At 60.7% G+C, this 25008-nt stretch carries 20 protein-coding genes and 1 tRNA gene; 16 read left to right on the top strand and 5 right to left on the bottom strand.

Features of this window, described 5'->3' with window-relative positions:
- Positions 1-64: 64 nt before the first annotated feature.
- Complete coding sequence (locus tag Q0V31_RS00330; RefSeq protein ID WP_298182871.1) at positions 65-2974, bottom strand: ribonucleoside-diphosphate reductase subunit alpha; 2910 nt, start codon at positions 2972-2974, stop codon at positions 65-67.
- A gap of 786 nt (positions 2975-3760) precedes the next feature.
- Between Q0V31_RS00330 and Q0V31_RS00325 the strand changes: the two genes are divergently transcribed.
- Positions 3761-4483 carry a response regulator gene (locus Q0V31_RS00325; protein ID WP_298182868.1) on the top strand — a complete coding sequence of 241 codons (723 nt, stop codon included), beginning with the start codon at positions 3761-3763 and terminating at the stop codon, positions 4481-4483.
- Between the two features lie 7 nt (positions 4484-4490).
- Complete coding sequence (locus Q0V31_RS00320; protein WP_298182865.1) at positions 4491-6095, top strand: ATP-binding protein; 1605 nt, start codon at positions 4491-4493, stop codon at positions 6093-6095.
- A 229-nt stretch (positions 6096-6324) separates the two neighbouring features.
- On the opposite strand, the gene Q0V31_RS00315 is transcribed toward Q0V31_RS00320, so the two are convergent.
- From Q0V31_RS00315 to minC, 4 genes are all read right to left on the bottom strand, one after another.
- On the bottom strand, positions 6325-6960 hold the full coding sequence (locus Q0V31_RS00315; RefSeq protein WP_298182862.1) for an RluA family pseudouridine synthase: 636 nt from the start codon (positions 6958-6960) through the stop codon (positions 6325-6327).
- Between the two features lie 56 nt (positions 6961-7016).
- Positions 7017-7271: a cell division topological specificity factor MinE gene (gene minE / locus Q0V31_RS00310; protein ID WP_025165363.1), complete on the bottom strand. Its 255-nt coding sequence runs from the start codon at positions 7269-7271 to the stop codon at positions 7017-7019.
- The gene (minD, locus tag Q0V31_RS00305) at positions 7268-8083 is read right to left on the bottom strand and encodes a septum site-determining protein MinD (RefSeq protein ID WP_298182859.1); all 816 of its coding nucleotides are present in this window, start codon (positions 8081-8083) and stop codon (positions 7268-7270) included. Before minD ends, minE begins: the two co-directional genes overlap by 4 nt.
- Before the next feature lie 91 nt (positions 8084-8174).
- Positions 8175-8900, bottom strand: a complete 726-nt coding sequence (minC, locus tag Q0V31_RS00300) for a septum site-determining protein MinC (RefSeq protein WP_298182856.1) — start codon at positions 8898-8900, stop codon at positions 8175-8177.
- Between the two features lie 159 nt (positions 8901-9059).
- Between minC and Q0V31_RS00295 the strand changes: the two genes are divergently transcribed.
- The 14 genes from Q0V31_RS00295 to Q0V31_RS00230 all read left to right on the top strand — a co-directional run bounded on the left by Q0V31_RS00295 (position 9060) and on the right by Q0V31_RS00230 (position 25003).
- Positions 9060-9986 (top strand): lipid A biosynthesis lauroyl acyltransferase, encoded by a 927-nt coding sequence (locus Q0V31_RS00295; RefSeq protein WP_298182854.1) that lies wholly within the window; start codon positions 9060-9062, stop codon positions 9984-9986.
- Positions 9987-10110: 124 nt separating this feature from the next.
- Positions 10111-11313, top strand: coding sequence for a patatin-like phospholipase family protein (locus Q0V31_RS00290; RefSeq protein ID WP_298182851.1), 1203 nt, complete (start codon positions 10111-10113; stop codon positions 11311-11313).
- A 239-nt stretch (positions 11314-11552) separates the two neighbouring features.
- A complete protein-coding gene (locus tag Q0V31_RS00285) occupies positions 11553-12773 on the top strand; it encodes an aspartate aminotransferase family protein (RefSeq protein WP_298182848.1) in 1221 nt (406 codons plus the stop codon).
- A gap of 175 nt (positions 12774-12948) precedes the next feature.
- Positions 12949-13977: an arginine/ornithine succinyltransferase subunit alpha gene (gene aruF / locus Q0V31_RS00280; RefSeq protein ID WP_298182843.1), complete on the top strand. Its 1029-nt coding sequence runs from the start codon at positions 12949-12951 to the stop codon at positions 13975-13977.
- A gap of 11 nt (positions 13978-13988) precedes the next feature.
- Positions 13989-15005, top strand: a complete 1017-nt coding sequence (gene astA / locus Q0V31_RS00275) for an arginine N-succinyltransferase (RefSeq protein WP_298182840.1) — start codon at positions 13989-13991, stop codon at positions 15003-15005.
- Positions 15006-15083: 78 nt separating this feature from the next.
- Positions 15084-16547, top strand: a complete 1464-nt coding sequence (astD, locus tag Q0V31_RS00270) for a succinylglutamate-semialdehyde dehydrogenase (protein ID WP_298182838.1) — start codon at positions 15084-15086, stop codon at positions 16545-16547.
- The gene (gene astB, locus Q0V31_RS00265; RefSeq protein WP_298182835.1) at positions 16544-17908 is read left to right on the top strand and encodes an N-succinylarginine dihydrolase; all 1365 of its coding nucleotides are present in this window, start codon (positions 16544-16546) and stop codon (positions 17906-17908) included. Before astD ends, astB begins: the two co-directional genes overlap by 4 nt.
- 16 nt (positions 17909-17924) lie before the next feature.
- Complete coding sequence (locus Q0V31_RS00260) at positions 17925-18212, top strand: topoisomerase II (RefSeq protein ID WP_298182832.1); 288 nt, start codon at positions 17925-17927, stop codon at positions 18210-18212.
- 10 nt (positions 18213-18222) lie between these two features.
- Positions 18223-19233, top strand: a complete 1011-nt coding sequence (gene astE / locus Q0V31_RS00255) for a succinylglutamate desuccinylase (RefSeq protein ID WP_298182829.1) — start codon at positions 18223-18225, stop codon at positions 19231-19233.
- A gap of 143 nt (positions 19234-19376) precedes the next feature.
- Positions 19377-20381 carry a low-specificity L-threonine aldolase gene (gene ltaE, locus Q0V31_RS00250; RefSeq protein WP_298182826.1) on the top strand — a complete coding sequence of 335 codons (1005 nt, stop codon included), beginning with the start codon at positions 19377-19379 and terminating at the stop codon, positions 20379-20381.
- Positions 20382-20502: 121 nt separating this feature from the next.
- Entirely contained in the window at positions 20503-23127 is a 2625-nt protein-coding gene (gene alaS / locus Q0V31_RS00245) for an alanine--tRNA ligase (protein ID WP_298182823.1), read from the top strand.
- 111 nt (positions 23128-23238) lie between these two features.
- Positions 23239-24477, top strand: coding sequence for an aspartate kinase (locus tag Q0V31_RS00240; protein ID WP_298182820.1), 1239 nt, complete (start codon positions 23239-23241; stop codon positions 24475-24477).
- A gap of 187 nt (positions 24478-24664) precedes the next feature.
- A complete protein-coding gene (gene csrA, locus Q0V31_RS00235; protein WP_025165378.1) occupies positions 24665-24850 on the top strand; it encodes a carbon storage regulator CsrA in 186 nt (61 codons plus the stop codon).
- A 62-nt stretch (positions 24851-24912) separates the two neighbouring features.
- Positions 24913-25003, top strand: a tRNA-Ser gene (locus Q0V31_RS00230).
- Positions 25004-25008: the final 5 nt, after the last annotated feature.

Genomic DNA, 25008 nt, shown 5'->3' with positions numbered 1-25008 from the left:
CGCCTGTACGTGATGGGGGCCGCTCCGGCAGGTAACGCCGCGAATGCCGCTCAGATCCGCGCGCTTATTGACACGCCTCGCAGTCTGGCTCGTCGATGGCGCAGGCCTTTGGCACCGGTGCCGGGCCGGCGCTCATTTCCACTTCCGGAGCCTTGGCCGGTGCTGCGCTCAGGCCATCGTTGCCACCACTGGACACCGCGTTGAGCTTGCTGGTGCTGATGGTGGACTTCTCGGTGCTGGTCGCGGCCAGGGCACGGAGGTAGTAGGTGGTTTTCAGGCCACGGTACCAAGCCATGCGGTAGGTCACGTCGAGCTTCTTGCCCGATGCACCGGCGATGTACAGGTTCAGCGACTGCGCCTGGTCGATCCACTTCTGGCGACGGCTGGCGGCATCGACGATCCACTTGGTGTCGACTTCAAACGCGGTGGCGTAGAGGTCTTTCAGCTCTTGCGGAATACGCTCGATCTGCTGCACGGAACCGTCGTAGTACTTGAGGTCGTTGATCATGACCGAGTCCCACAGGCCGCGGGCTTTGAGGTCGCGAACCAGGTACGGGTTGATCACGGTGAATTCGCCCGAGAGGTTCGACTTCACGTAGAGGTTCTGGTAGGTCGGTTCGATCGACTGCGACACGCCGGTGATGTTGGCGATGGTCGCGGTCGGGGCGATGGCCATGATGTTGGAGTTACGAATACCTTTCTGTACACGGGCACGGACCGGCGCCCAGTCCAGGGTTTCGTTGAGGTCAACGTCGATGTACTTCTGGCCGCGCTGCTCGATCAGAATCTGCTGCGAGTCGAGCGGCAGAATGCCTTTGCTCCACAGCGAGCCCTGGAAGGTCTCGTAGCTGCCGCGCTCGTCGGCCAGGTCACAGGAGGCCTGGATGGCGTAGTAGCTGACCGCTTCCATCGACTTGTCGGCGAACTCGACCGCGGCATCGGAGCCGTACGGGATGTGCTGCAGGTACAGGGCGTCCTGGAAGCCCATGATGCCCAGGCCCACCGGACGGTGCTTGAAGTTGGAGTTACGCGCCTGCGGTACCGAGTAGTAGTTGATGTCGATAACGTTATCGAGCATGCGCACGGCGACCTTGATGGTCTTTTCCAGCTTGGCGGTGTCCAGCTTGCCGTCAACGATGTGGTTCGGCAGGTTGACCGAGCCGAGGTTGCACACGGCGATCTCATCCTTGTTGGTGTTCAAGGTGATCTCGGTGCACAGGTTCGAGCTGTGCACGACGCCCACGTGCTGCTGCGGGCTGCGCAGGTTGCATGGGTCTTTGAAGGTCAGCCATGGGTGGCCGGTTTCAAACAGCATGGAGAGCATCTTGCGCCACAGGTCTTTGGCCTGGATGGTCTTGAACAGTTTGATCTTGCCGCCGTACTGGGTCAGGGCTTCGTAGTACTCGTAGCGCTCTTCGAAGGCCTTGCCGGTGAGGTCGTGCAGGTCGGGTACTTCGGACGGGCTGAACAGGGTCCACTGGCCGTCGTCGAACACGCGCTTCATGAACAGGTCCGGGATCCAGTTGGCGGTGTTCATGTCGTGGGTGCGGCGACGGTCGTCACCGGTGTTCTTACGCAGCTCGATGAACTCTTCGATGTCCATGTGCCAGGTTTCCAGGTAGGCGCAGACCGCGCCCTTGCGCTTGCCGCCCTGGTTAACTGCAACAGCGGTGTCGTTGACCACTTTGAGGAACGGCACAACGCCCTGGGATTTGCCGTTGGTGCCCTTGATGTAAGCGCCCAGCGAACGTACTGGGGTCCAGTCGTTGCCCAGACCGCCAGCAAACTTGGAGAGCATGGCGTTGTCGTGGATGGCGTGGTAGATGCCCGAGAGGTCGTCCGGCACGGTGGTCAGGTAGCACGAGCTCAGCTGCGGACGCAGGGTGCCGGCGTTGAACAGGGTCGGCGTGGACGACATGTAGTCGAACGACGACAGCAGGTTGTAGAACTCGATGGCGCGGTCTTCTTTCTGCTCTTCTTCGATGGCCAGGCCCATGGCCACGCGCATGAAGAACACCTGTGGCAGCTCGATGCGTACGCCATCCTTGTGGATGAAGTAACGGTCGTAGAGGGTCTGCAGGCCCAGGTAGGTGAACTGCTGGTCGCGCTCGTGGTTGATCGCCTTGCCGAGTTTTTCCAGGTCGAAGGTGCCCAGTACCGGGTTGAGCAGTTCCAGCTCGATACCTTTGGCGATGTAAGCCGGCAGCGCCTTGGCGTAGAAATCGACCATCTCGTGATGGGTGGCGCTGATCGCGACGCCGAGGTAGTTCAGCGCTTCGGCGCGGATGTTGTCCATCAGCAGGCGGGCGGTGACGTAGCTGTAGTTCGGCTCACGCTCAACCAGGGTGCGGGCGGTCATCACCAGGGCGGTGCTGACGTCGCTCTGGGCAACGCCGTCGTAGAGGTTCTTCAGGGTTTCTTTCTGGATCAGTGCGCCATCGACTTCCGCCAGGCCTTCGCAGGCTTCACGGATGATGGTGTCCAGGCGGCCCATGTCCAGCGGCGCAACGCTGCCGTCGAGGTGGGTGACGCGAATGCTTGGGTGCGGCTGCGCGGGGCTTTCGATGTGCTCGCGCTTGCGCTCCTGCGAGCGCGACTCACGGTAGATCACGTAGTCGCGGGCGACTTTCTGCTCACCGGAACGCATCAGGGCCAGTTCAACCTGGTCCTGGATTTCTTCGATGTGGATGGTGCCGCCGGACGGCATGCGACGCTTGAAGGTCGCGGTGACCTGCTCGGTCAGGCGCTCAACGGTTTCATGAATACGCGACGAGGCAGCAGCGGTGCCGCCTTCAACAGCGAGAAAGGCCTTGGTGATGGCAACGGTGATTTTGTCATCGGTGTAAGGCACCACAGTGCCGTTACGCTTGATCACACGCAGCTGGCCCGGCGCGGTGGCGCTCAGGCTCTGGTTGTCATCGGTGGCCTGCGGCGCGGTGGCCTGCGAGTTCTCGCGGGAGGTGTCGGTGTGCATGAAAGTCTCCGTTTCTCTTGATTTTAGAAGGCGCTGAGCAGTTGATCCGTGCGCCGTACCGTCGTTCATTCCATTTCAACAACACCGCGCGAACAGCGATGACACCGTTCGTTCGGGACTTGCAAACTGGGCTGGGAAGGTACGACTAAGTGCCTTCCTGGCTCTTCAAGTCTTGTACAGGCGCTTGACCTGTACCACTAGATGTTGTGGCCGGTCGCGTAATACGCCCTGCGCTGATCAATATGCCTTCGCTCTTCTGGCGGTTCAGGCTGCTGATCTGGATCGGTGAAGCTCAAACGCCAATCTAAGCTGTATTTTGCACTTTTTCAGTCCAGCGTCTGGACTGTTTTGGGGCAAATGTGCTTGTGTGATTCTGTGTGCTAAAACCCAATATGTAGGTGTTTGTCGCGCTGGGGATACAAGATAGAGCGGTGTAGGGGTGAAGGCAAGTCGATAAATTCAATCAGCCTGTGGATAAGCCTGTGGGTTACTTTGGGGTAACTTTCGCAAGGCCGCGCAGTTGCTGGGGTTGTCCCCTGCGCGCCGTTCGTCGTCATGGCTCAGGCTTTTTTAGCCATTCTCAACGGGTTTTTTTAGTCAATACGATAAACACAATATGTAGTTTTTTTGTCGATGTGGGCGGCCTGCGCTATCTCGGCTGTCGGGGCGGGTTTTGTGGTGTGTCGCAGCCATGTTCACATGCATGCGTGAGGGCGGCGCTGCTCAGGCGGCGTTGCTACAATGCCGACGCCATTGTGGCCAGGTGAAACGTTCTAGGAGTTAGTTGTGGAGCAGCAGTCGTGGCACATTCTTATTGTCGAAGACGACCAGCGCCTGGCCGAGTTGACCCGTGAGTACTTGCAGGGCAATGGTCTTAACGTGTCCATCGAGATGGACGGCGCGCAGGCGGCTGCGCGCATTTTGCAGGAGCAGCCGGATCTGGTGATTCTCGACCTGATGCTGCCCGGCGAGGACGGTTTGTCGATCTGCCGCAAGGTGCGCGGGCACTACGAGGGGCCGATCCTGATGCTCACCGCGCGTACCGATGATATGGACCAGGTGCTCGGCCTGGAGATGGGCGCGGACGATTATGTCTGCAAGCCGGTGCGCCCGCGCGTGCTGCTGGCGCGTATCCGCGCGCTGCTGCGTCGCCATGAAAGCAGTGAGGCGCAAGAACCAGCCGAGCGTCGGCGGTTGCAGTTCGGTCAGCTGGTGATCGACAGCGCCATGCGCGAAGCCTGGCTGGGCGAGCAGGGCATCGAGCTGACCAGTGCTGAATTCGATTTGCTGTGGCTGCTGACCTCCAATGCTGGGCGGATCCTCTCGCGCGAGGAGATTTTCAACGCCCTGCGCGGCATTGAATACGACGGCCAGGATCGCTCCATCGATGTGCGCATTTCGCGCATCCGCCCGAAGATCGGTGACGACCCGATGCATCCGCGCCTGATCAAAACCGTGCGCAGCAAGGGCTATCTGTTTGTCGCCGAAGCGGCCGAGGCCATGCTGTGAGCCGCCGATGAACTCGATCTTTCTGCGCATCTATGCCGGCATGCTGGCCGTGCTGGTGTTGGTGGCATTGCTCGGCGTTGGCGCGCTGCAGTTACTCAATGACATGCGCGTGGATCAATACCGCGAGCGCCTGGCGCAGGGCACCTTCCGCCTGATGGCCGATAACCTCACGCCGATGGTGGAAATCGAGCGGCGTCGGGCGGTGGCGGTGTGGGGGCGCTTACTTGGGGTGCCCATGCAGGTGACGCCACTGGCTGAGGCCGGCCTCGACAGCAGTTCGCGCAACAACCTGCGCCGTGGTCAGGTGCTGGTGCAGCAAACCGGCCCGCACGAGGCGCGCATTTACAGTCAGCTGGGTGAGCAGCCGCTGCTGTTGGTGGCCGATGTGCAGCAGGTCAGTGAGCAGCTTGCGCGGGCGACCAGCTTTTTGTTGATTGATGAGCTGGTGCGCTATCCCTGGGATGAGCAGCCAAAGCGGCTGGCAGCGCTCAAGCGCGACAAACAGTTCGGCTTTGATCTGCGACTGGTGCGCCTCGATCAGGCGGCCCTCGACCCAGACCAGCGCCGCCGGGTGGATGAAGGCGACACGGTGATGGCCTTGGGCCGGGGCGGTGACAGCATTTATGTGTTCTCCGGCATCGTCGACACGCCCTGGGTGCTGGAGATCGGTCCGCTGTACCAGATGGACCCGTATCCGGCGCAGTGGCTGGTACTGATTGGGGCGCTGAGCCTGAGCCTGATCGGCATGATGGTCTATCTGCTGGTGCGGCCGCTGGAGCAGCGCTTGAGTGATCTAGAGGAGGCGGCCACGCGGATTGCCAGTGGTCGCCTGGACGCTCGGGTGCCGACCACGCGTGGCAGTGACTCGGTGGGGCGCTTGGCGGCGGCCTTCAACGCCATGGCCGAGCACTTGCAACGCTCCTTGAGCACTCAGCGCGAGATGGTCCGGGCGGTGTCGCATGAGCTGCGCACCCCGGTGGCACGCCTGCGTTTCGGTCTGGAGATGATCGGCGATGCGCAAACCGAGACGGCGCGGCGTAAATATATGGAGGGCATGGACAACGATATTCAGGACCTCGACAAGCTGGTCGACGAGATGCTCACCTACGCGCGCCTGGAGCAGGGCGCGCCGGCGCTGAACTTCCAACAGGTCGACCTGAGCGACCTGATCGACCAGGTGATCACCGAGCTGGCCCCGCTGCGCGCCAGCGTGCGGGTTGAATACGGCCCCTCCCGTGATGCCTTGGATGGCGGCGGAGCCTGTGTTGAGGCCGAGTTGCGCTACCTGCACCGCGCCCTGCAAAACCTGGTGAGCAACGCCATGCGCCATGCCGAGTCGCGGGTGCGGGTGAGTTACCAGATCGGCTCGCAGCGTTGCCGGGTGGATGTCGAGGATGACGGCCCCGGTGTGCCGGAAGAGGCCTGGGAGCATATCTTTACGCCCTTCCTGCGCCTGGACGACAGCCGCACCCGCGCCTCGGGCAGGCACGGCCTGGGGTTGTCCATCGTGCGCCGGATCACCTACTGGCACAGCGGCCGCGCGCAAATCAGCCGCAGCGAAAGCCTGGGCGGGGCGTGCTTTACCCTGATTTGGCCGCGTAAGCAGGGCTAAGGGGTAGTCCACGATCTGCTGCGCGTCGGCCCTGCGGCGTTAAAAACCGGCTCGACAAGTCGCTTGCGGCTAACGCGCTTTAGCGCGGCCCGAAGGGCGAGTGACGCGAGTAGTGCTCATGTACAAAAGTACACTCCACTTCCTCGCCGGCTTTTACCTTGCAGGGCTCTAGCTCGCGAGAGCTTGAGTGAATTATAAGCGCGCGACCTACTTGTCTTTGCTGAGGTGCTTAAAACGGGGCCGGGCACTCGAAACGCATGCGCTCGCCGGTCTGCGGGTGCGTCAGGCTGAGCATGCTGGCGTGCAGGCACAGGCGCGGGTAGGCAGCCAGCGCTTGTTCGTGGGCATACAGGCCGTCACCCAGCAGTGGGTGGCCAATGGAGAGCATGTGCACGCGCAACTGGTGCGAGCGACCGGTGATGGGCGTCAGCTCAACGCGGCAATGTTCGGCGTGGCGCTCCAGCACTTTCCAATAGGTCAGCGCATGTTTGCCTTGCTCATGGTCGACCACGTGGCGTGGCTTGGTCGGCGGGTCGTAGCGCAGGGGCAGGTCGATGCTGCCGCTGTCCAGCTCGGGTTGGCCCCAGCACAGAGCGGTGTAGGCCTTCTCGGTCTCACGGTCGTGAAACTGCCGGGACAGTTCGCGGTGGCTGTCGGCGTCACGCGCGAGGACGATGATTCCCGAGGTTTCCCAGTCCAGGCGATGGACGATGCGCGCTTCCGGGTAACCGTTTTCCTGCAGGCGAGTGACCAGGCAATCACGGTTGTCTTCCGCGCGGCCGGGCACCGAGAGCAGCAGGGTGGGTTTGTTGATCACCAGCAGGGCAGCGTCCTGGTGAAGAATTACGACATTCGACAGCGGCATGAGTTTTCCACAAATAGAAACGGCGGCCATGGCCGCCGTTTCGGGGTGTTAGACAATCAACGATCAGGCAGGGTGATGTTGAGTTCCAGAATGGAACAGCTGCCTTGGTTTTCCAGGGCGACCTGGACCTGGTCCGAGTCGATATTCACGTACTTGCGGATCACCTCGACCAGTTCTTGCTGCAGGGCCGGCAGGTAGTCCGGCTGGCTGCGCTGGCCGCGCTCGTGGGCGACGATGATTTGTAGGCGCTCTTTCGCGATGGACGCTGTGGTTTCTTTTTTGCGTTCACGAAAGAAGTCAAAAATGTTCATTCACGACCTCCAAACAGGCGTTGCATGAATCCCTTCTTTTGCACATCGAGGAACCGATGCGCCACTTCCTTGCCCAGCAGGCGGTCAACCGCATCGCTGTAGGCCTGGCCTGCATCACTCTGGTCATCGAGGATCACCGGTACGCCCTGGTTCGAAGCCTTGAGTACGGCTTGCGATTCAGGGATCACGCCGAGTAGGCGGATCGCGAGGATTTCCTCAACGTCTTCAACGCCGAGCATTTCGCCTTTGATCACGCGCTCCGGGTTGTAGCGGGTCAGCAGCAGGTGTTCCTTGATTGGCTCTTCGCCTTTTTCGGCGCGGCGCGATTTGCTCGCCAGCAGGCCGAGCATGCGGTCGGAGTCACGTACCGAAGACACTTCAGGGTTGGTCACGACGATCGCTTCATCGGCGAAGTACATGGCCAGGTGTGCGCCTTTTTCGATGCCGGCTGGCGAGTCGCAGACCACGTATTCGAAGTTTTTGCGCAGTTCTTCGAGGACTTTTTCTACGCCTTCTTCGGTCAACGCGTCTTTGTCACGTGTTTGGCTGGCGGCCAGGACGAAGAGGTTTTCCAGGCGCTTGTCTTTGATCAGCGCCTGCGTCAGGGTGGCTTCGCCGTTGACCACGTTGACGAAGTCATACACCACGCGGCGTTCGCAGCCCATGATCAAGTCAAGGTTACGCAGGCCGACGTCGAAGTCGACGATGACAGTCTTGTGCCCGCGCAGGGCAAGGCCGGTACCGATGGCAGCGCTGGTGGTGGTTTTACCGACGCCACCTTTGCCGGACGTAACTACGAGGATCTTGGCCAAGGTGATTCACCCTAAAATGTAGAGATAACGCAGGTTCCGTGGCCTATTTCAGGCTTCCGGCTGCCCTGTTAGAAAGTGCCGGCAGTATCCGTTAAAGGCGGGTGATGTTCAACACGTCACCCGACAGGCAGACATGCACCGCTTCGCCCCAGAGAGGGTCGCGTCGCAAGTCTTCGGCGACCTTGTACTGCCCCGCGATGGAGAACAGTTCAGCACCCATTTGCTGGCAGAAAATCCGCGCCTTGAGGTTGCCCTTGATGCCGGCTAACGCACGGCCGCGCATCGGGGCGTACACATGGATGTTGCCATCGGCGAGAAGTTCCGCGCCGGCGCTGACTGGGGCCAGGACGATCAGGTCGCCGCCCTGGGCGTAAATTTGTTGGCCGCCACGCACTGGGCTGGTGATGATTTTGCTCGGTTTGAACTCCGGCTCAGCCGGTTTTTGCGGCTTGGCGGGGGCCAGCTCAATCGGTCGCTCACGCGCACCGGAGGGCGGCAGTACGGGCAGGTCCAGCGCTTCAGCGGCCTTGATATCCGCCTCGCGGTTGGCGCGAATGGCCAGGGTGCGCAGGCCGTGCTTGCGACAGACGGCCATCAGCTCGGCCAGGTCGAGGTTGCCTTCGCTTTCCGGCAGCTTGTCGAGGGCCAGAACGAGTGGGGTATTGCTGAAAAAGGCCGGGGCCTGGGCGACTTTTTCGCCCAGTTGCAGGTCGAGGCGGGTGAGGTCGTTGTGCGCCAACTCCATCACGGTGATGGCCAGCATGCTGCCTTTTAGCTGGAATACGGGGTCTTGTGCGAGAAGATCAGCTTGGCTCATGGTCTGCCTGATACGGCCCTTGTTTAGAAACTGGGGGGGAAAGTAAGCCGGTCTTATAGCGAGAACGCCGCGTGCTCGCAAGTTGCATGCGCTGAAACCAAGGCTTGGGGAAAGTCCTGATAGAATGCCGGGCTTTCTCGCGTGCCTCGGACCTGCTTTATGGATCGCCCTGTTTTCCGTGCTTATTTCCTGCATCCGCGTTTCTGGCTGTTGTGGCTGGGTTTGGGCTTGCTGTGGCTGGTCGCTCAGCTGCCTTATAAGGTGCTGCTGTGGCTGGGGCGTGGTCTTGGCGCGTTGATGTACCGGCTGGCCAGCGCGCGGCGCAAGATCGCTGCACGCAACCTGGAGCTGTGTTTTCCGCAGATGACGGCGGCCGAGCGTGAAGCGCTGGTAAAGGAAAACTTCGCCTCGACCGGGATCACCTTCTTTGAAATGGCCATCGCCTGGTGGTGGCCGGCCGAGCGCTTGCGCCGCCTGGGCAGCATCGAAGGTCTGGAGCATCTGCGTCAGGCCGAGGCGGACGGTCAGGGGGTGATCCTGATGGCGCTGCATTTCACCACCCTGGAGATGGGCGGTGGCCTGCTTGGCATGGCGCAAAACATGTACGGCATGTACCGCCCGCACAAGAATCCGCTGTTTGACTATGTGCAGCGCCGTGGCCGCGAACAGCGCTTGCTGGGGGTGATCGGCCGTGATGATGTGCGTGGCATGCTCAAGCTGCTACGCGCCGGCGGGGTGGTGTGGTACGCGCCGGATCAGGACTACGGTGCGCAGCGCAGCGTATTTGTGCCGCTGTTCGGCGTGCCGGCGGCCACCGTCACCGCCACCAGCAAGTTCGCGCGCATGGGGCGCGCCCAAGTCATCCCGTTTACCCAGCAGCGTTTGCCTGATGGCCAGGGCTATCGCCTGGTGATTCATCCGCCGTTGGCGGACTTCCCCACGCAGAGTGAGGAGGCCGATTGCCTGCGGGTTAATCAGTGGATTGAGCAAGCCATCAGCGTTTGCCCAGAACAGTACCTGTGGGCGCACCGGCGTTTTAAAACCCGGCCAGCGGGTGAGCCAAAGTTGTATAGAAAGAAGCGCTAATTGCGCGCCTGAGCCACCCCGCGATTGGCGTATTAAACGGCTAGCGTGGGGTTTCTTGGTGTTGGACGGTTCCGTGCGCGCCTGCCTGGCTCCTATACTGGCTAAAAACAGTAGGGACTCGCCAATGCCGCACACTGCTCCAACCAATCAGCCGGTCACCGGGCTGATTCTCTCCGGCGGTGGCGCGCGGGCGGCCTATCAAGTGGGCGTGCTAGCGGCCATTGCTGACCTGTTACCGAATGCGGCGCACAACCCTTTCCCGGTGATAGTTGGCACCTCGGCCGGGGCGATCAACGCGGTAAGCCTGGCCTGCGGGGCCTTGCACTTCAGTGAGGCGGTGCGTCGACTGACCGGTGTTTGGCAGGGCTTTCATACCCATCATGTGTATCGCAGTGACTGGCCGGGCGTGTTGCGCCAAGCCAGCCGTTTTATTGGCCATAGCCTACTCGGCTTGGGTGGCGAGATTCCGGTGGCGCTGCTCGACAGTTCGCCGCTGGCTAAGCTATTGGCGCGTGAGTTGGATTTCACCGGCATATCCGCCGCCGTGCGCCATCGCCAGTTGCGGGCTGTGGCCGTCACCGCCTTTGGTTACGAAAGCGGTCAAGCGGTGACCTTCTATCAAGGTCGCGGCAACATCGATCCCTGGTTTCGTCATCGCCGTGTCGGCGTGCCAACCCGTCTGGCGCTGGAGCATTTGTTGGCCAGTGCGGCGATTCCGCTGATTTTTCCACCAGTAAGGGTCAACCGCGAGTACTTCGGCGATGGTGCGGTGCGCCAGGTCGCACCAATCAGCCCGGCGTTGCACTTGGGGGCTACTCGGGTGCTGGTGGTCGGGGTCAGTGACAACCCCATAGGCCCGCAGGCTCAGGTGCCGGTGGTGCGCCCCAGGGACGTCCGTCCGCCAAGCCTGGCGCAGATCAGCGGGCATATGCTCAGCAGCACCTTTATCGACAGCCTGGAAAGCGACATCGAGCTGCTTGAGCGCCTCAATCAGATGGGCAGCTTGATTCCCGCCGACCGCCAGCCGCGTGGTTTGGGGCTCAAGCCGGTGGATGTGCTGGTGATTTCACCCAGCCAGCCGCTGGACCTGATTGCCGCGCGCCATCGGCACGAGATGCCCAGGGCGATGCGTCTGTTCTTGCGCGGGCCGGGTGCGACCAAGGCCAGTGGGGCGGGGGTGTTGAGTTATCTGTTGTTCGAGCCGGGTTATTGCAACGAGTTGATTGAGCTGGGTTATCAGGATGCCATGGCGCAGAAAGCCCGCTTGACCGAATTTCTCAGCCTGGAAAGCCCACCGGTGCCGGCCGTGGTTCCCGCGACCGCCTGAGCATGGCCGGTCACTGAAATCCTTTTCCAGATCGCGGATAAAACTGCGCCAAGGTGCTGGGCTGCATTTAAACTGCGCCTTCCCGATGCTTTCTGTCGCATTTGCGAAAGCAGCGGTTTCCCTCGGGTTGGCGCTATAAGAAGTTGTCGCATGGCGGCAATGCTGGCCTTGGATCAGTCCCTACAATCCGTCACATCGCCTGCTAGTCAATGCAGGTGTTCCTCGTTAGGAGAGCTCAGATGTCCGTTCAGCACGACCCGGTGCAACGCGCCGATTTCGATCAGGTAATGGTGCCTAACTACGCCCCTGCGGCTTTTATTCCAGTGCGTGGCGCAGGTTCGCGCGTGTGGGACCAGAGCGGCCGCGAGCTGATCGACTTTGCCGGCGGCATCGCCGTCAACGTGCTGGGCCACGCCCATCCGGCGCTGGTTAAGGCGCTGACCGAGCAGGCCAATGCACTGTGGCATGTGTCTAACGTGTTCACCAATGAGCCGGCCCTGCGCCTGGCCAAGAAGCTGATCGACGCTACGTTCGCCGAACGTGTGTTCTTCTGTAACTCGGGCGCCGAAGCCAACGAGGCTGCCTTCAAGCTGGCCCGTCGCGTGGCGTTCGATAAGTTCGGCGAAGACAAGTGCGAAATCATCGCGGCGACCAACAGTTTCCACGGCCGTACCCTGTTTACGGTCAGCGTTGGCGGCCAGCCGAAGTACTCCGACGGTTTCGGCCCGAAGATTCAGGGCATCAGCCACATTCCCTATAACGATATCGAGGCACTGAAGGCCGCGGTATCGGACAAAACCTGCGCCGTGGTGCTGGAGCCGATTCAGGGTGAGGGCGGTGTACTGCCGGCCGACCTGGCCTACCTGCAAGCGGCCCGCGAGCTGTGCGACCAGCACAATGCACTGCTGGTATTCGATGAAGTGCAGAGCGGCATGGGTCGCAGTGGTGAGCTGTTCGCCTATATGCACTACGGCGTGACCCCGGACATCCTTTCCAGCGCCAAGAGCCTGGGCGGTGGTTTCCCGATTGGCGCGATGCTCACCACCGCTGAGCTGGCCAAGCATCTGGCAGTCGGCACCCATGGCACCACCTACGGCGGCAACCCGTTGGCCTGCGCGGTGGGTGAGGCGGTGATCGACACCATCAACACCCCTGAAGTGCTGGCTGGGGTGAAAGCCAAGCAGCAGCGCTTCAACGCCAAGCTGGAGCAGATCGGCCAGCAGTACGGCGTGTTCAGTGAAGTGCGTGGTCTTGGCTTGCTGATCGGCGCGGTGCTTTCCGATGCCTGGAAAGGCAAGGCCAAGGCGATTCTCGATGCCGCCGCGGTGGAAGGTGTGATGGTCCTCCAGGCCAGCCCGGACGTGGTGCGTTTCGCTCCGAGCCTGGTGGTTGAAGATGCCGATATCGATGAAGGTCTGGCGCGTTTCGAGCGTGCCGTGGCCAAGCTGAGTCAAGCCTGATTGCCGGTCTGATCAGCCGTGACTGCGGCTGATCAGACCGCGCGCGCTCGACCTAAGGATGGGTTGAGCTAACCGCAAGGAAGCCTGTCTCTGTGTGTGCCGCGGCCTTGGCTTGCGGTTTTCTCTAAGTGGCTCGCGAGAGCTTCTTGGAGCTTTTATCCTAAGGAGTGACACCATGCTGGTGATGCGCCCCGCGCAAATGGCCGACCTCACTGAAGTGCAGCGTCTCGCCGCGGACAGCCCGGTTGGTGTGACTTCACTGCCGGACGACAGTGGCCGTCTGCGCGAAAAGATTGCCGCCTCGGAGGCCTCGTTTGCGGCCGAAGTCAGCTTTAACGGTGAAGAAAGCTACTTCTTCGTGCTTGAAGACAGCGACAGCGGCCGTTTGGTCGGCTGCTCCGGCATCGTCGCTTCGACGGGTTACTCTGAGCCGTTCTACAGCTTCCGTAACGAAACCTTCGTGCACAACTCGCGCGAGCTGAAGATCCATAACAAGATCCACGTGCTCTCGCTGTGCCACGACCTCACAGGCAATAGCCTGCTGACCAGCTTTTACATCGAGCGGCCGTTGGTGAATACCGCCTGGTCCGACCTCAACTCGCGGGCGCGTCTGCTGTTTCTCGCCAACCATCCGGAGCGGTTTGCCGATGCGGTGGTGGTGGAGATCGTCGGTTACAGCGATGACGCCGGCGACTCGCCGTTCTGGGATGCCGTGGGGCGTAATTTCTTCGACATGAACTACACCGAGGCTGAGCGCCTGTGTGGTCTGAAGAGCCGCACCTTCCTCGCGGAATTGATGCCGCATTACCCGATTTACGTACCGCTGTTGCCGGACGAAGCCCAGGAAGCCATGGGTCAGGTGCATCCGCGGGCCCAGGTCAGCTTCGACATCCTTATGCGTGAAGGCTTCGAGACCGATCATTACATCGACATCTTCGATGGCGGCCCGACCCTGCATGCGCGCACCTCGGGCATCCGCTCGATTGCCCAGAGCCGTGTGGTGCCGGTGCGCCTGGCGGCCGGGAACGCCGAGCCTAGCAAAGGCGGGCGGCCGTACTTGGTCAGCAATGGCCAGTTGCAGGATTTCCGCGCGATTGTCGCGGAGCTGGATTGGGTGCCGGGTAAGCCGGTTACCTTGAGTGTTGCGGCCGCCGAGGCCCTGGGCGTCGGCGAAGGCGTCAGCGTACGCCTGGTCGCGGTTTAAGGAGTTAGCGCATGATCGTTCGTCCCGTTCGCAGCACCGATCTGCCGGCTCTGTTTCAACTGGCACGCAGTACCGGCGCTGGCTTGACTACGCTGCCCGCCAATGAGGAGCGCCTGGCGCACCGCGTTGGCTGGGCCGAAAAAACCTTCCGTGGCGATGCCGCACGCGGTGATGCCGACTACCTGTTTGTGCTCGAAAACGACCAGGGTGAGGTGGTGGGTATCTCGGCCGTCGCCGGTGCCGTTGGCCTGCGTGAGCCTTGGTACAACTACCGGGTCGGCCTGACTGTCAGCGCCTCCCAGGAGTTGAATATCCACCGGCAGATTCCCACGCTGTTTCTGGCCAATGATCTGACCGGTAACTCCGAGTTGTGCTCGCTGTTCCTGCGCAGCGATCAGCGCAGCGGACTCAACGGTCGCTTGCTGTCCAAGGCGCGCTTTCTGTTTATTGCCGAATTCCGTGAGCTGTTCGGCGACAAGGTGATTGCCGAGATGCGCGGCATGTCCGATGAGCAGGGCCGTTCGCCGTTCTGGGAATGCCTGGGCCGGCACTTCTTCAAGATGGAGTTCAGCCAGGCCGATTACCTCACCGGCGTTGGTAACAAAGCCTTTATCGCCGAGTTGATGCCCAAGTTTCCGCTCTACACCTGCTTCCTTTCCGAGGATGCGCGCAACACCATCGGCCGCGTCCACCCGGACACCGAGCCGGCGCTGGCGATGCTCAAGGGTGAGGGTTTCAGCTACCAGGGCTATGTCGACATCTTCGACGCCGGCCCGGCCATTGAAGCGCAAACCGCGAAGATTCGTGCGGTACAAGACAGCCAGGTGCTGCTGCTGGCCATCGGCACGCCAGGCGATGATGCCCCGCACTACCTGATTCACAACCGCAAACGCGAAGATTGCCGGATTACCGCAGCCCCCGCGCGCCTGGCTGCCGGCACCCTGGTGGTTGATGCGCAAACGGCCAAGCGCTTGCAGCTGTCGGCGGGCGATCAAGTGCGCGCGGTGGCGGTTTCCGCCCGCGGCTGAAGGCTGCTCGCGCAGCTGTCTCTAATTGCTGACCCCGCGTGGAGCCGGGTCTACACCTTGCTGGAGTGATAAAACAAGATGAGCACTCATTACATTGCCGGTGCCTGGCACGCAGGTCAGGGGGAAGCCCTGGAATCGCTCAATCCGGTAAGTCAGGAAACCATCTGGCAAGGTCAGGCGGCTAGCGCCACGCAGGTTGATGCTGCCGTGCAAGCGGCCCGCGCGGCATTCCCAGCCTGGGCCTCGCGCTCGCTGGAGCAGCGCATTGCACTGCTGGAACAGTTTGCCGCCATCCTCAAGCAGCAGGCTGACGCGCTGGGCCACTGCATTGGTGAGGAAACCGGCAAGCCATTGTGGGAAACCGCCACCGAAGTCACCAGCATGGCCAACAAGGTCGCTATCTCGGTGCAGAGTTACCGCGAGCGTACCGGCGAGAAAAGCGGCCCGCTGGCCGATGCCACCGCCGTACTGCGGCACAAGCCGCACGGCGTCGTGGCGGTGTTCGGTCCGTACAACTTCCCCGGCCATTTGCCCAACGGCCATATTGTGCCGGCGCTGTTGGCGGGTAACTGCGTGGTGTTCAAGCCCAGCGAGTTGACGCCGAAAGTCGCCGAGCTGACGGTCAAGTGCTGGATCGAAGCCGGCTTGCCGGCGGGCGTGCTCAACCTGGTGCAGGGCGCACGTGATACCGGCGTGGCCTTGGCTGCGCATGACGGCATCGACGGTTTGTTCTTCACCGGCTCCAGCCGCACCGGCAATCTGCTGCACAACCAGTTCGCCGGTCGCCCGGACAAGATCCTCGCCTTGGAAATGGGCGGCAATAACCCTCTGGTGGTCGAGCAGGTCGCGGATATTAATGCGGCGGTGTACACCATCATTCAGTCGGCGTTTATCTCTGCCGGGCAGCGCTGCACCTGTGCACGGCGTCTGCTGGTGCCGCAAGGTGCGTGGGGCGACAGCCTGCTGGCGCGTCTGGTTGAGGTTGCCGCGAGCATAAAAGTCGGCAGTTTTGATGCCCAGCCCGCGCCTTTTATGGGCTCGGTGATTTCCCTGGCCGCCGCGCAGCACCTGCTCAAGGCGCAGAAACACCTGCTCAATCAGGGTGCCAAGCCGCTGCTGGAAATGACTCAGCCATTGCCGGGTGCAGCCTTGCTCACGCCTGGCATCATCGACGTCACTGACCTCAGCGAGCGGGAGGATGAGGAGTTCTTCGGTCCGCTGTTGCAGGTGATCCGCTATGCCGATTTCGATGCGGCGATCGCCGAGGCCAACAACACGCAGTACGGCCTGGCCGCTGGTTTATTGTCCGACTCCAAGGCGCGTTATGAGCAGTTCTGGCTGCACAGCCGCGCGGGTATCGTCAACTGGAACAAGCAGCTGACCGGTGCCGCCAGCACTGCGCCATTCGGCGGTGTGGGCGCCTCCGGTAACCATCGCGCCAGCGCTTACTACGCGGCGGATTATTGCGCCTACCCGGTGGCGTCGCTGGAAGCCGATAGCCTCAGCTTGCCCGCCACCCTGACGCCAGGAGTAAGCCTGTGAGCCAAGTAGCCAACGCCTCTGCATTTGAAGTTAACTTCGACGGCCTGGTCGGGCCGACGCATAACTATGGCGGTCTGTCCTACGGCAACGTGGCCTCGCAGAGCAACAGCCAGGTCGGCTCTAACCCGAAAGAAGCCGCCAAGCAGGGCCTGACCAAGATGAAGGCCTTGATGGAAATGGGTTTCAAGCAGGGCGTATTGGCCCCGCAGGAACGCCCGAATGTTGCCGTGCTACGCAGCCTGGGATTTACCGGCACTGACGCCCAGGTGATCCAGCAGGCCGCGAAAGACGCCATGCCGCTGCTGGTTGCCAGCTGCTCGGCTTCGAGTATGTGGACGGCTAACGCCTGTACCGTCAGCCCGAGTGCCGATACGGCCGATGGTCGCGTGCACTTCACCGCCGCCAACCTCAATTGCAAATTCCACCGCTCGATCGAACATCCGACCACCAGCCGTGTGCTGGGGGCCATGTTCGCCAACGATAGGCACTTTGCCCATCACGCCGCCTTGCCGGCCGTTGGCCAGTTCGGTGACGAAGGCGCAGCGAATCACACGCGCTTCTGCAAAGGCTATGGCGATGCCGGTGTGGAGTTTTTCGTGTTCGGTCGTAGTGCTTTCGACAGCCGCTTTCCGGCACCGCAGCGCTATCCGGCGCGGCAAACTCTGGAAGCCTCGCAAGCGGTAGCCCGCCTGCATGGTTTGAGCGATGACGGCGTGGTCTACGCCCAGCAAACGCCGGCGGTGATCGATCAAGGTGTATTCCACAACGATGTGATCGCGGTGGGTAATGGTGAGGTGCTGTTCTATCACCAGGACGCCTTCCTCGACACCGACAAGGTGCTGACCGAACTGAGCGAAAAACTCGCTCGGCGTGGCGGTCATTTCCAGCCGGTGTGCGTGCCGCGTGATGCGGTGGCGGTTGAGGATGCGATCAAATCCTATCTGTTCAACAGCCAACTGCTCAATCGCGCCGATGGCGGCATGCTGCTGATCGTGCCGGAAGAGTGCCGCAACAATGCCAATGTGTGGAATTACCTGCAGCAGCTGACCAGCGGCAATGGGCCGATCCGCGAGGTGCAGGTATTCGACCTCAAGCAGAGCATGCAGAACGGCGGTGGCCCGGCCTGCCTGCGTCTGCGCGTGGCGCTTAAAGATCACGAGCTGGCGGCGGTCAACCAGGGCGTGATCATGACGCCCTCGCTGTACGACACGCTCAACGTCTGGGTCGACAAGCACTACCGCGATCGCCTGAGCGAAAACGATCTGGCTGATCCACAATTACTTAACGAGTGCCGTACGGCCTTGGATGAACTGACGCAGATCCTTAAACTGGGCGCGGTTTATCCCTTCCAATTAGCTTAATTGAGTATTTATTACCATGTCTGACGCCCTGCAACTGATCCTTGAAGACACTGACGGCACCCAGCTGGAAACCTCCTGCACACGTTTTGCCGTGATCTGGCAGGGCCAGGAAATCTGGTTCCAGCAGGTAGGCAACAACCAATTGATGATTGGTGTGGATGTCGAGGAGGGCGCTGCCGAATACGCCAACCTGTTGCTGCGTCCGCTGGCCACCAACCTGGTCAGCCTGGAGCTGGAAATGGAAGCCGCCGAAGTAGGTGCTGACGACGATCACGTGCACGGCCCGGACTGCAGCCACGACTGAGGAAACGCCCATGCTTGCTCTCGGAAAACTGCTTGAACTGACCCTGGCCGGCCATGAGCCGGCAGCGAAAATTCAGCTGACCGCCGAGGGCACGCGTTTGCGTTGGCTGGCCGAAGGTGCGCTGGAGATTACCCCGCCTGCGGCCCGCGACAACGGCCAGGACCTGTTGCTGTCAGCAGGCATTCATGGCAACGAAACCGCGCCTATCGAATTGCTCGACCGCCTGCTGCAGAGCATTGCCCGTAATCAGCTGCAGCCGTGCGCGCGGATTCTCTTTCTGTTTGGTAACCCTGGCGCAATGCGCCGGGGCGAGCGTTATATCGAGCAGGACATCAACCGCCTGTTCAACGGCCGCCACGATCAACACAGCGGTGCCGAGGCACTGCGCGCCTGTGAGCTGGAGCATCTGGCCGCGGCTTTTTTCAGTAAGCCCGAGCGCATCCGCCTGCATTACGACCTGCACACGGCGATACGCGCATCGAAGATCGAACAGTTTGCCCTCTATCCCTTTCAGGAGGGTCGCCCGCGCAGTCAGCGCGAGCTGGCCCGCCTAAATGCTGCGGGGATTGAGGCGGTGCTGCTGCACAACAAAAGCTCGGTCACCTTCAGCGCCTACACCTATACCCAGCTGGGAGCGGAAGCGTTCACCCTGGAGTTGGGCAAGGCGCGGCCGTTTGGGCAGAACGAATTGGTCAACCTGGACCGGCTTGAACTACACCTGCAGGCGCTGATTGAAGGACGTGAGCTGGCAAGCGCTGCGGATGAGCTGGGCGAGCTGAAGTTGTTTGCCGTGGCCCGCGAGGTGATCAAGCACAGTGATGCGTTTCAGCTGCATCTGCCGGCTGATGTCGAAAACTTCAGCGAGTTGCCGGTCGGCTACCTGCTGGCGGAAGACCTCAGCGATACCCGCTGGGTGGTCGACGAGCCAGGCGCGCGAATCATCTTCCCCAATCCCAAGGTCAAGAACGGCCTGCGTGCCGGCATCTTGGTTGTGCCAGCAGAGGACGTTTCGCTGGCCTAACTCGCCTGCGGTTCTTGTTTGCTGAGGTTTTTATCCACCCAAGGTGGTGCAGTTGACCTGCGCTTTCTCGCCCGATCTGTACCTTGTTCGACTGCGTAAAGCGCCTTAGCATCAGGCTTTCAGCCATGTTAAGGAAAACCTCCATGCCCGTTATCGACCTGCGCAGCGACACCGTCACCCAGCCGAGCCCTGGCATGCGCGAAGCCATGCAGGACGCGGCACTGGGTGATGACGTCTACGGCGAAGACCCTACAGTTAACCGTCTGGAGCAGCACCTGGCGGTTGAGTTGGGCTTTGCGGCCGCGTTGTTCGTGCCCACCGGCACCATGAGCAACCTGCTCGGATTGATGGCCCATTGCACGCGGGGCGATGAATACATCGTCGGTCAGCAGGCGCATACCTATAAGTACGAAGGCGGCGGCGCGGCGGTGCTCGGGTCGATCCAGCCGCAGCCCATCGAGGGCGAGGCTGATGGTTCGCTGGACCTGGCCAAGGTTGAAGCGGTGATTAAGCAGGATGACTTCCACTTTGCCCGCACCCGCTTGTTGGCGCTGGAAAACACCATGCAGGGTAAGGTGCTGCCGCTGACGTATCTGCAAGCGGCGCGGGAAATGACCACGCGACGTGGCTTGGATCTGCATCTGGACGGCGCGCGCCTGTATAACGCCGCGGTCAAGCTAGGCGTGCCAGCGCGGCAGATAACCCAGTATTTCGACTCGGTCTCGGTGTGCCTGTCCAAGGGCCTCGGTGCGCCGGTTGGCTCGGTGTTGTGCGGTTCCGTCGAGTTGATCGGTAAGGCGCGGCGTTTGCGCAAGATGGTCGGCGGTGGCATGCGTCAGGCTGGCATGCTCGCCGCTGCCGGTTTGTATGCACTTGAGCATCAGGTGGTGCGCTTAGCGGACGATCATGCCAATGCCGAGCGCTTGGCCGCTGGCTTGCGTGAGTTGGGATACGTGGTCGAGCCGGTACAGACCAATATGGTCTACGTCGCCATGGGTGGGCAGGCTGATGCGTTGCAGGCGTTCTGCGCTGCGCGTGGCATCAGGCTCTCAGCTGCGCCGCGCCTGCGCATGGTCACCCACCTGGATATCGCCGCTGCGGATATCGAGCAGGTGATTGCCGCGTTTGCCGATTTCCGTGCTGGTTGAATAACTCAGGGCTTTTAATAGCCCTTATCTATCAATAAAGTCACTAGCCCCATGGCGCAGGGCCGATATAATGCGGCCCTTTGCCGGCTTTGTTGTGGCCGCTGGTTTTTGGAAGATTCCTATGAAAAGCGCAGAAATCCGTGAAGCCTTCCTCAGCTTCTTCGAACAGAAGGGACACACCCGTGTCGCCTCCAGCTCCCTGATTCCGGGCAACGACCCGACCCTGCTGTTTACCAACGCGGGGATGAACCAGTTCAAGGATTGCTTCCTCGGCCTGGAAAAGCGCGCCTATACCCGCGCCACCAGCAGCCAGAAGTGCGTACGTGCCGGCGGCAAGCACAATGATTTGGAAAACGTCGGATACACCGCGCGTCACCACACCTTCTTCGAAATGCTGGGTAATTTCAGCTTTGGCGACTATTTCAAGCGCGATGCCATCCACTACGCCTGGGAGTTTCTTACCGGCGACAAGTGGCTGAATCTGCCGAAAGAAAAGCTCTGGGTCACCGTCTATGCCAGTGACGATGAAGCCTATGACATCTGGAACAAAGAAATCGGCGTGCCGACTGAGCGGATGATCCGCATCGGCGACAACAAAGGCGCGCCGTATGCCTCGGACAACTTCTGGGCCATGGGCGATACCGGTCCGTGCGGCCCGTGCACCGAAATCTTCTTCGACCACGGCGAGCACATCTGGGGCGGCCCGCCCGGCTCGCCAGAAGAAGACGGTGATCGCTATATCGAAATCTGGAACAACGTCTTCATGCAGTTCAACCGCACCGCTGACGGTGTGATGCATCCGCTGCCAGCACCGAGTGTGGACACCGGCATGGGTCTTGAGCGCGTCAGTGCGGTGCTGCAGCACGTCAACTCGAACTACGAGATTGACCTGTTCCAGAGCCTGCTGAATGCCGCAGCCAAGGCTATTGGCTGTGCCAACGAAGCTCAGGCTTCGCTGAAAGTGGTGGCCGACCACATCCGCTCGTGCGGCTTCCTGATTGCCGATGGCGTGACGCCATCCAATGAAGGCCGTGGCTACGTGCTGCGCCGGATCATCCGCCGCGCCTGCCGTCACGGTAACAAATTGGGTGCCAAGGGCAGCTTCTTCTACCAGATCGTTGCCGCGCTGGTCGCCGAGATGGGCGATGCCTTCCCAGAACTGAAACAACAGCAGGCGCACATCGAGCGCGTGCTGAAAACTGAAGAAGAGCAGTTCGCCAAGACCCTGGAGCAGGGCCTGAAGATTCTTGAGCAGGACTTGGCTGAGCTGCAGGGTACGGTGATTCCCGGCGATGTGATCTTCAAGCTGTATGACACCTTCGGCTTTCCGATGGACCTCACTGGCGATATCGCCCGTGAGCGCGAACTGACCCTGGATGAAGAGGGTTTTGAGCGTGAAATGCAGGCGCAGCGCGAGCGCGCCCGTTCCGCCAGCGCCTTTGGCATGGACTACAACGCGCTGGTCAAGGTTGACAGCGACACCGAGTTCCTCGGTTATCAGGGCACCAGCGGTAGCGGCAAGATCATTGCGCTGTTCCAGGCGGGCCAGGCCGTGGACAGCCTGAATGAAGGCGAGGAGGGCGTTGTGGTCCTCGACCAAACGCCGTTCTACGCTGAATCCGGTGGCCAGGTCGGCGACTGCGGCTTCCTGGAGGGGGAGGGTGTACGCTTTGATGTGCGTGATACCACCAAAGCCGGTGGCGCCTTCCTGCACCACGGCGTGGCAGTCAAAGGTGGTTTGAGCGTCGGTACTTCGCTCAAGGCCGAAGTGGATGCCAGTGTGCGTCAGGCCACTGCGCTTAACCACTCGGCTACCCATTTGCTCCACGCGGCTCTGCGTCAGGTACTCGGTGAGCACGTGACGCAGAAGGGTTCGTTGGTCGACAGTCAGCGTTTGCGCTTCGACTTCAGTCACTTCGAGGCAATCACCCCGGCGCAACTGAAAGAGCTGGAAACCATCGTCAACCGCGAAGTGCGCGGCAACAGCGACGTTGAAACCCTGGAAACCGACATCGAAACCGCCAAGGCCAAAGGTGCCATGGCGCTGTTCGGCGAGAAGTACGGTGATCAGGTGCGCGTGTTGAGCATGGGTGGTGATTTTTCCGTTGAGCTGTGTGGTGGTACTCATGCCAAGCGCACGGGCGATATCGGCCTGTTCAAGATCATCAGCGAAAGTGGTGTGGCGGCAGGCGTGCGGCGTATCGAGGCGGTGACTGGCGCTGCCGCGTTTGCCTACCTCAACGGTGCCGAAGAGCAGCTGAAAGAAGCCGCTGCACTGGTTAAAGGCAGTCGCGAAAACCTGTTGGACAAGCTGGTCGGTGTGCTGGAGCGTAATCGCCTGCTGGAAAAAGAGCTGGAGCAGCTCAAGGCCAAGGCTGCCAGCGCTGCCGGTAATGATTTGGCCGGTTCCGCCATCGACGTTAAAGGCATCAAGGTGCTGACTGCGCGTCTCGATGGCTTGGATGGCAAAGCGTTGCTGGCCATGGTCGATCAGTTGAAGAACAAGCTCGGCAGCGCAGTGATTCTGCTCGGCGGTGTGCAGGACGAAAAGGTCGTGCTCGTCGCCGGTGTGACGCAAGACCTAACGGCCAAACTGAAAGCCGGCGAGCTGATGAAGCAAGCTGCGGCGGCCGTTGGCGGCAAGGGCGGTGGTCGCCCGGACATGGCGCAAGGCGGTGGCGTCGATGCTGCTGCGCTGGATACGGCGCTGGGGCTTGCGGCTGCGTTTGTTGAACAAGGTTTGTAAGCACCTGCTAGCAGGTGTGTAGCCAAGGCCCGGCATACGCCCGGCGGGCCTTGGCAGGTTATTGAGTTGAATGTTTAATGGGCGCCCTTCACGGGCTGAGGCGGCTTTGAAATGGCTTTGATCGTACAGAAATTTGGCGGCACGTCCGTCGGCACTGTTGAGCGTATTCAGCAGGTAGCCGCGAAGGTGAAGAAATTCCGTGAAAACGGTGATGACATTGTGGTTGTGGTTTCCGCCATGAGCGGTGAAACCAATCGCCTGGTCGAGCTAGCCAAACAGGTTAGTGATGGTCAGCCGGTACCGCGTGAATTCGATGTGATGGTTTCGACTGGCGAGCAGGTGACGATTGCCCTGTTGGCCATGGCGCTGATCAAGGTTGGCGTGCCCGCGGTGTCCTACACCGGCAGTCAGGTGCGCATCCTGACGGACAGTACGCACAACAAGGCGCGTATTCTGCAGATTGACGACCAGAAGCTACGTACCGACCTTAAGGCCGGCCGCGTTGTCGTGGTTGCTGGCTTCCAGGGTGTGGATGAGCACGGCAATATCACCACCCTTGGGCGTGGCGGCTCTGACACCACGGGTGTGGCTCTGGCTGCGGCGTTAAAGGCTGATGAGTGTCAGATCTATACCGATGTCGATGGTGTTTACACCACCGATCCGCGGGTCGTGCCCAAGGCTCAGCGCCTGAGCAAGATTACTTTTGAAGAAATGCTGGAGATGGCCAGTCTGGGCTCCAAGGTGCTGCAAATTCGCGCCGTGGAGTTCGCCGGCAAATACAACGTCCCGCTGCGCGTGTTGCACAGCTTTCAAGAGGGTCCAGGCACCCTCATTACTATTGATGAAGAGGAATCCATGGAACAGCCGATCATCTCTGGCATCGCCTTTAATCGCGATGAGGCCAAGCTGACTATCCGTGGCGTACCGGATATCCCGGGCGTAGCGTTCAAGATCCTCGGGCCGATCAGTGCCGCCAATGTAGAAGTGGACATGATCGTGCAGAACGTTTCGCACGATAACACCACCGACTTTACCTTCACCGTGCATCGCAATGACTACAACAATGCCATGCTGGTGCTGGAGAAAACCGCCCAAGAATTGGGCGCGCGTGAAGTCGTGGGTAACACCGACATCGCCAAGGTCTCCATCGTCGGCGTCGGTATGCGCTCCCATGCTGGGGTTGCTAGTCGTATGTTCGAATCGCTGGCTCTGGAAAATATCAACATCCAGATGATCTCCACCTCGGAGATCAAGGTCTCCGTGGTAATCGAGGAGAAATATCTGGAGTTGGCAGTGCGCGCCCTGCACACTGCTTTTGAACTGGATGCCCCAGCCCCTAGTGGCGAATAAGGCATTATCCGGAAGGCGCGGTCTACCCCGCGCCTTTCGTCTTTTTGGTTGGCATGAGCAGGAACTTTCTTTCTGCTCACACTGGTCAATACTTGGGTGAAGGCCCTGCTTGAGTTGTTCGGGGCTGCCACCATTTTATTTTTGCAGACTGCTGTTGTCCTGAGCTGATATCCGTAAGGAGAAAGGAATGCTGATTCTGACTCGTCGGGTTGGAGAGACCCTGATGGTGGGTGACGAAGTCACTGTCACCGTGCTGGGTGTTAAAGGTAATCAGGTGCGCATTGGCGTTAACGCGCCGAAAGAAGTTGCTGTGCACCGTGAAGAAATTTACCAGCGCATCCAGAAAGAGAAGGGCGAAGAACCAAGCCACTAATTTTTATCGAAATTTTGGCTTTGCAAACGGGGAAAACATGGTTATCATGCGCCCCGTGTTGCGGAGAGGTGGCCGAGTGGCCGAAGGCGCTCCCCTGCTAAGGGAGTACATCTCAAAAGGGTGTCGGGGGTTCGAATCCCCCCTTCTCCGCCATTATT

The sequence above is a fragment of the uncultured Pseudomonas sp. genome (assembly GCF_943846705.1).
In the GTDB taxonomy this organism is placed as follows: Bacteria; Pseudomonadota; Gammaproteobacteria; order Pseudomonadales; family Pseudomonadaceae; genus Aquipseudomonas.
Note: the sequence above shows the minus strand (reverse complement) of the source record. Positions and strands in the feature narration are given on the sequence as shown.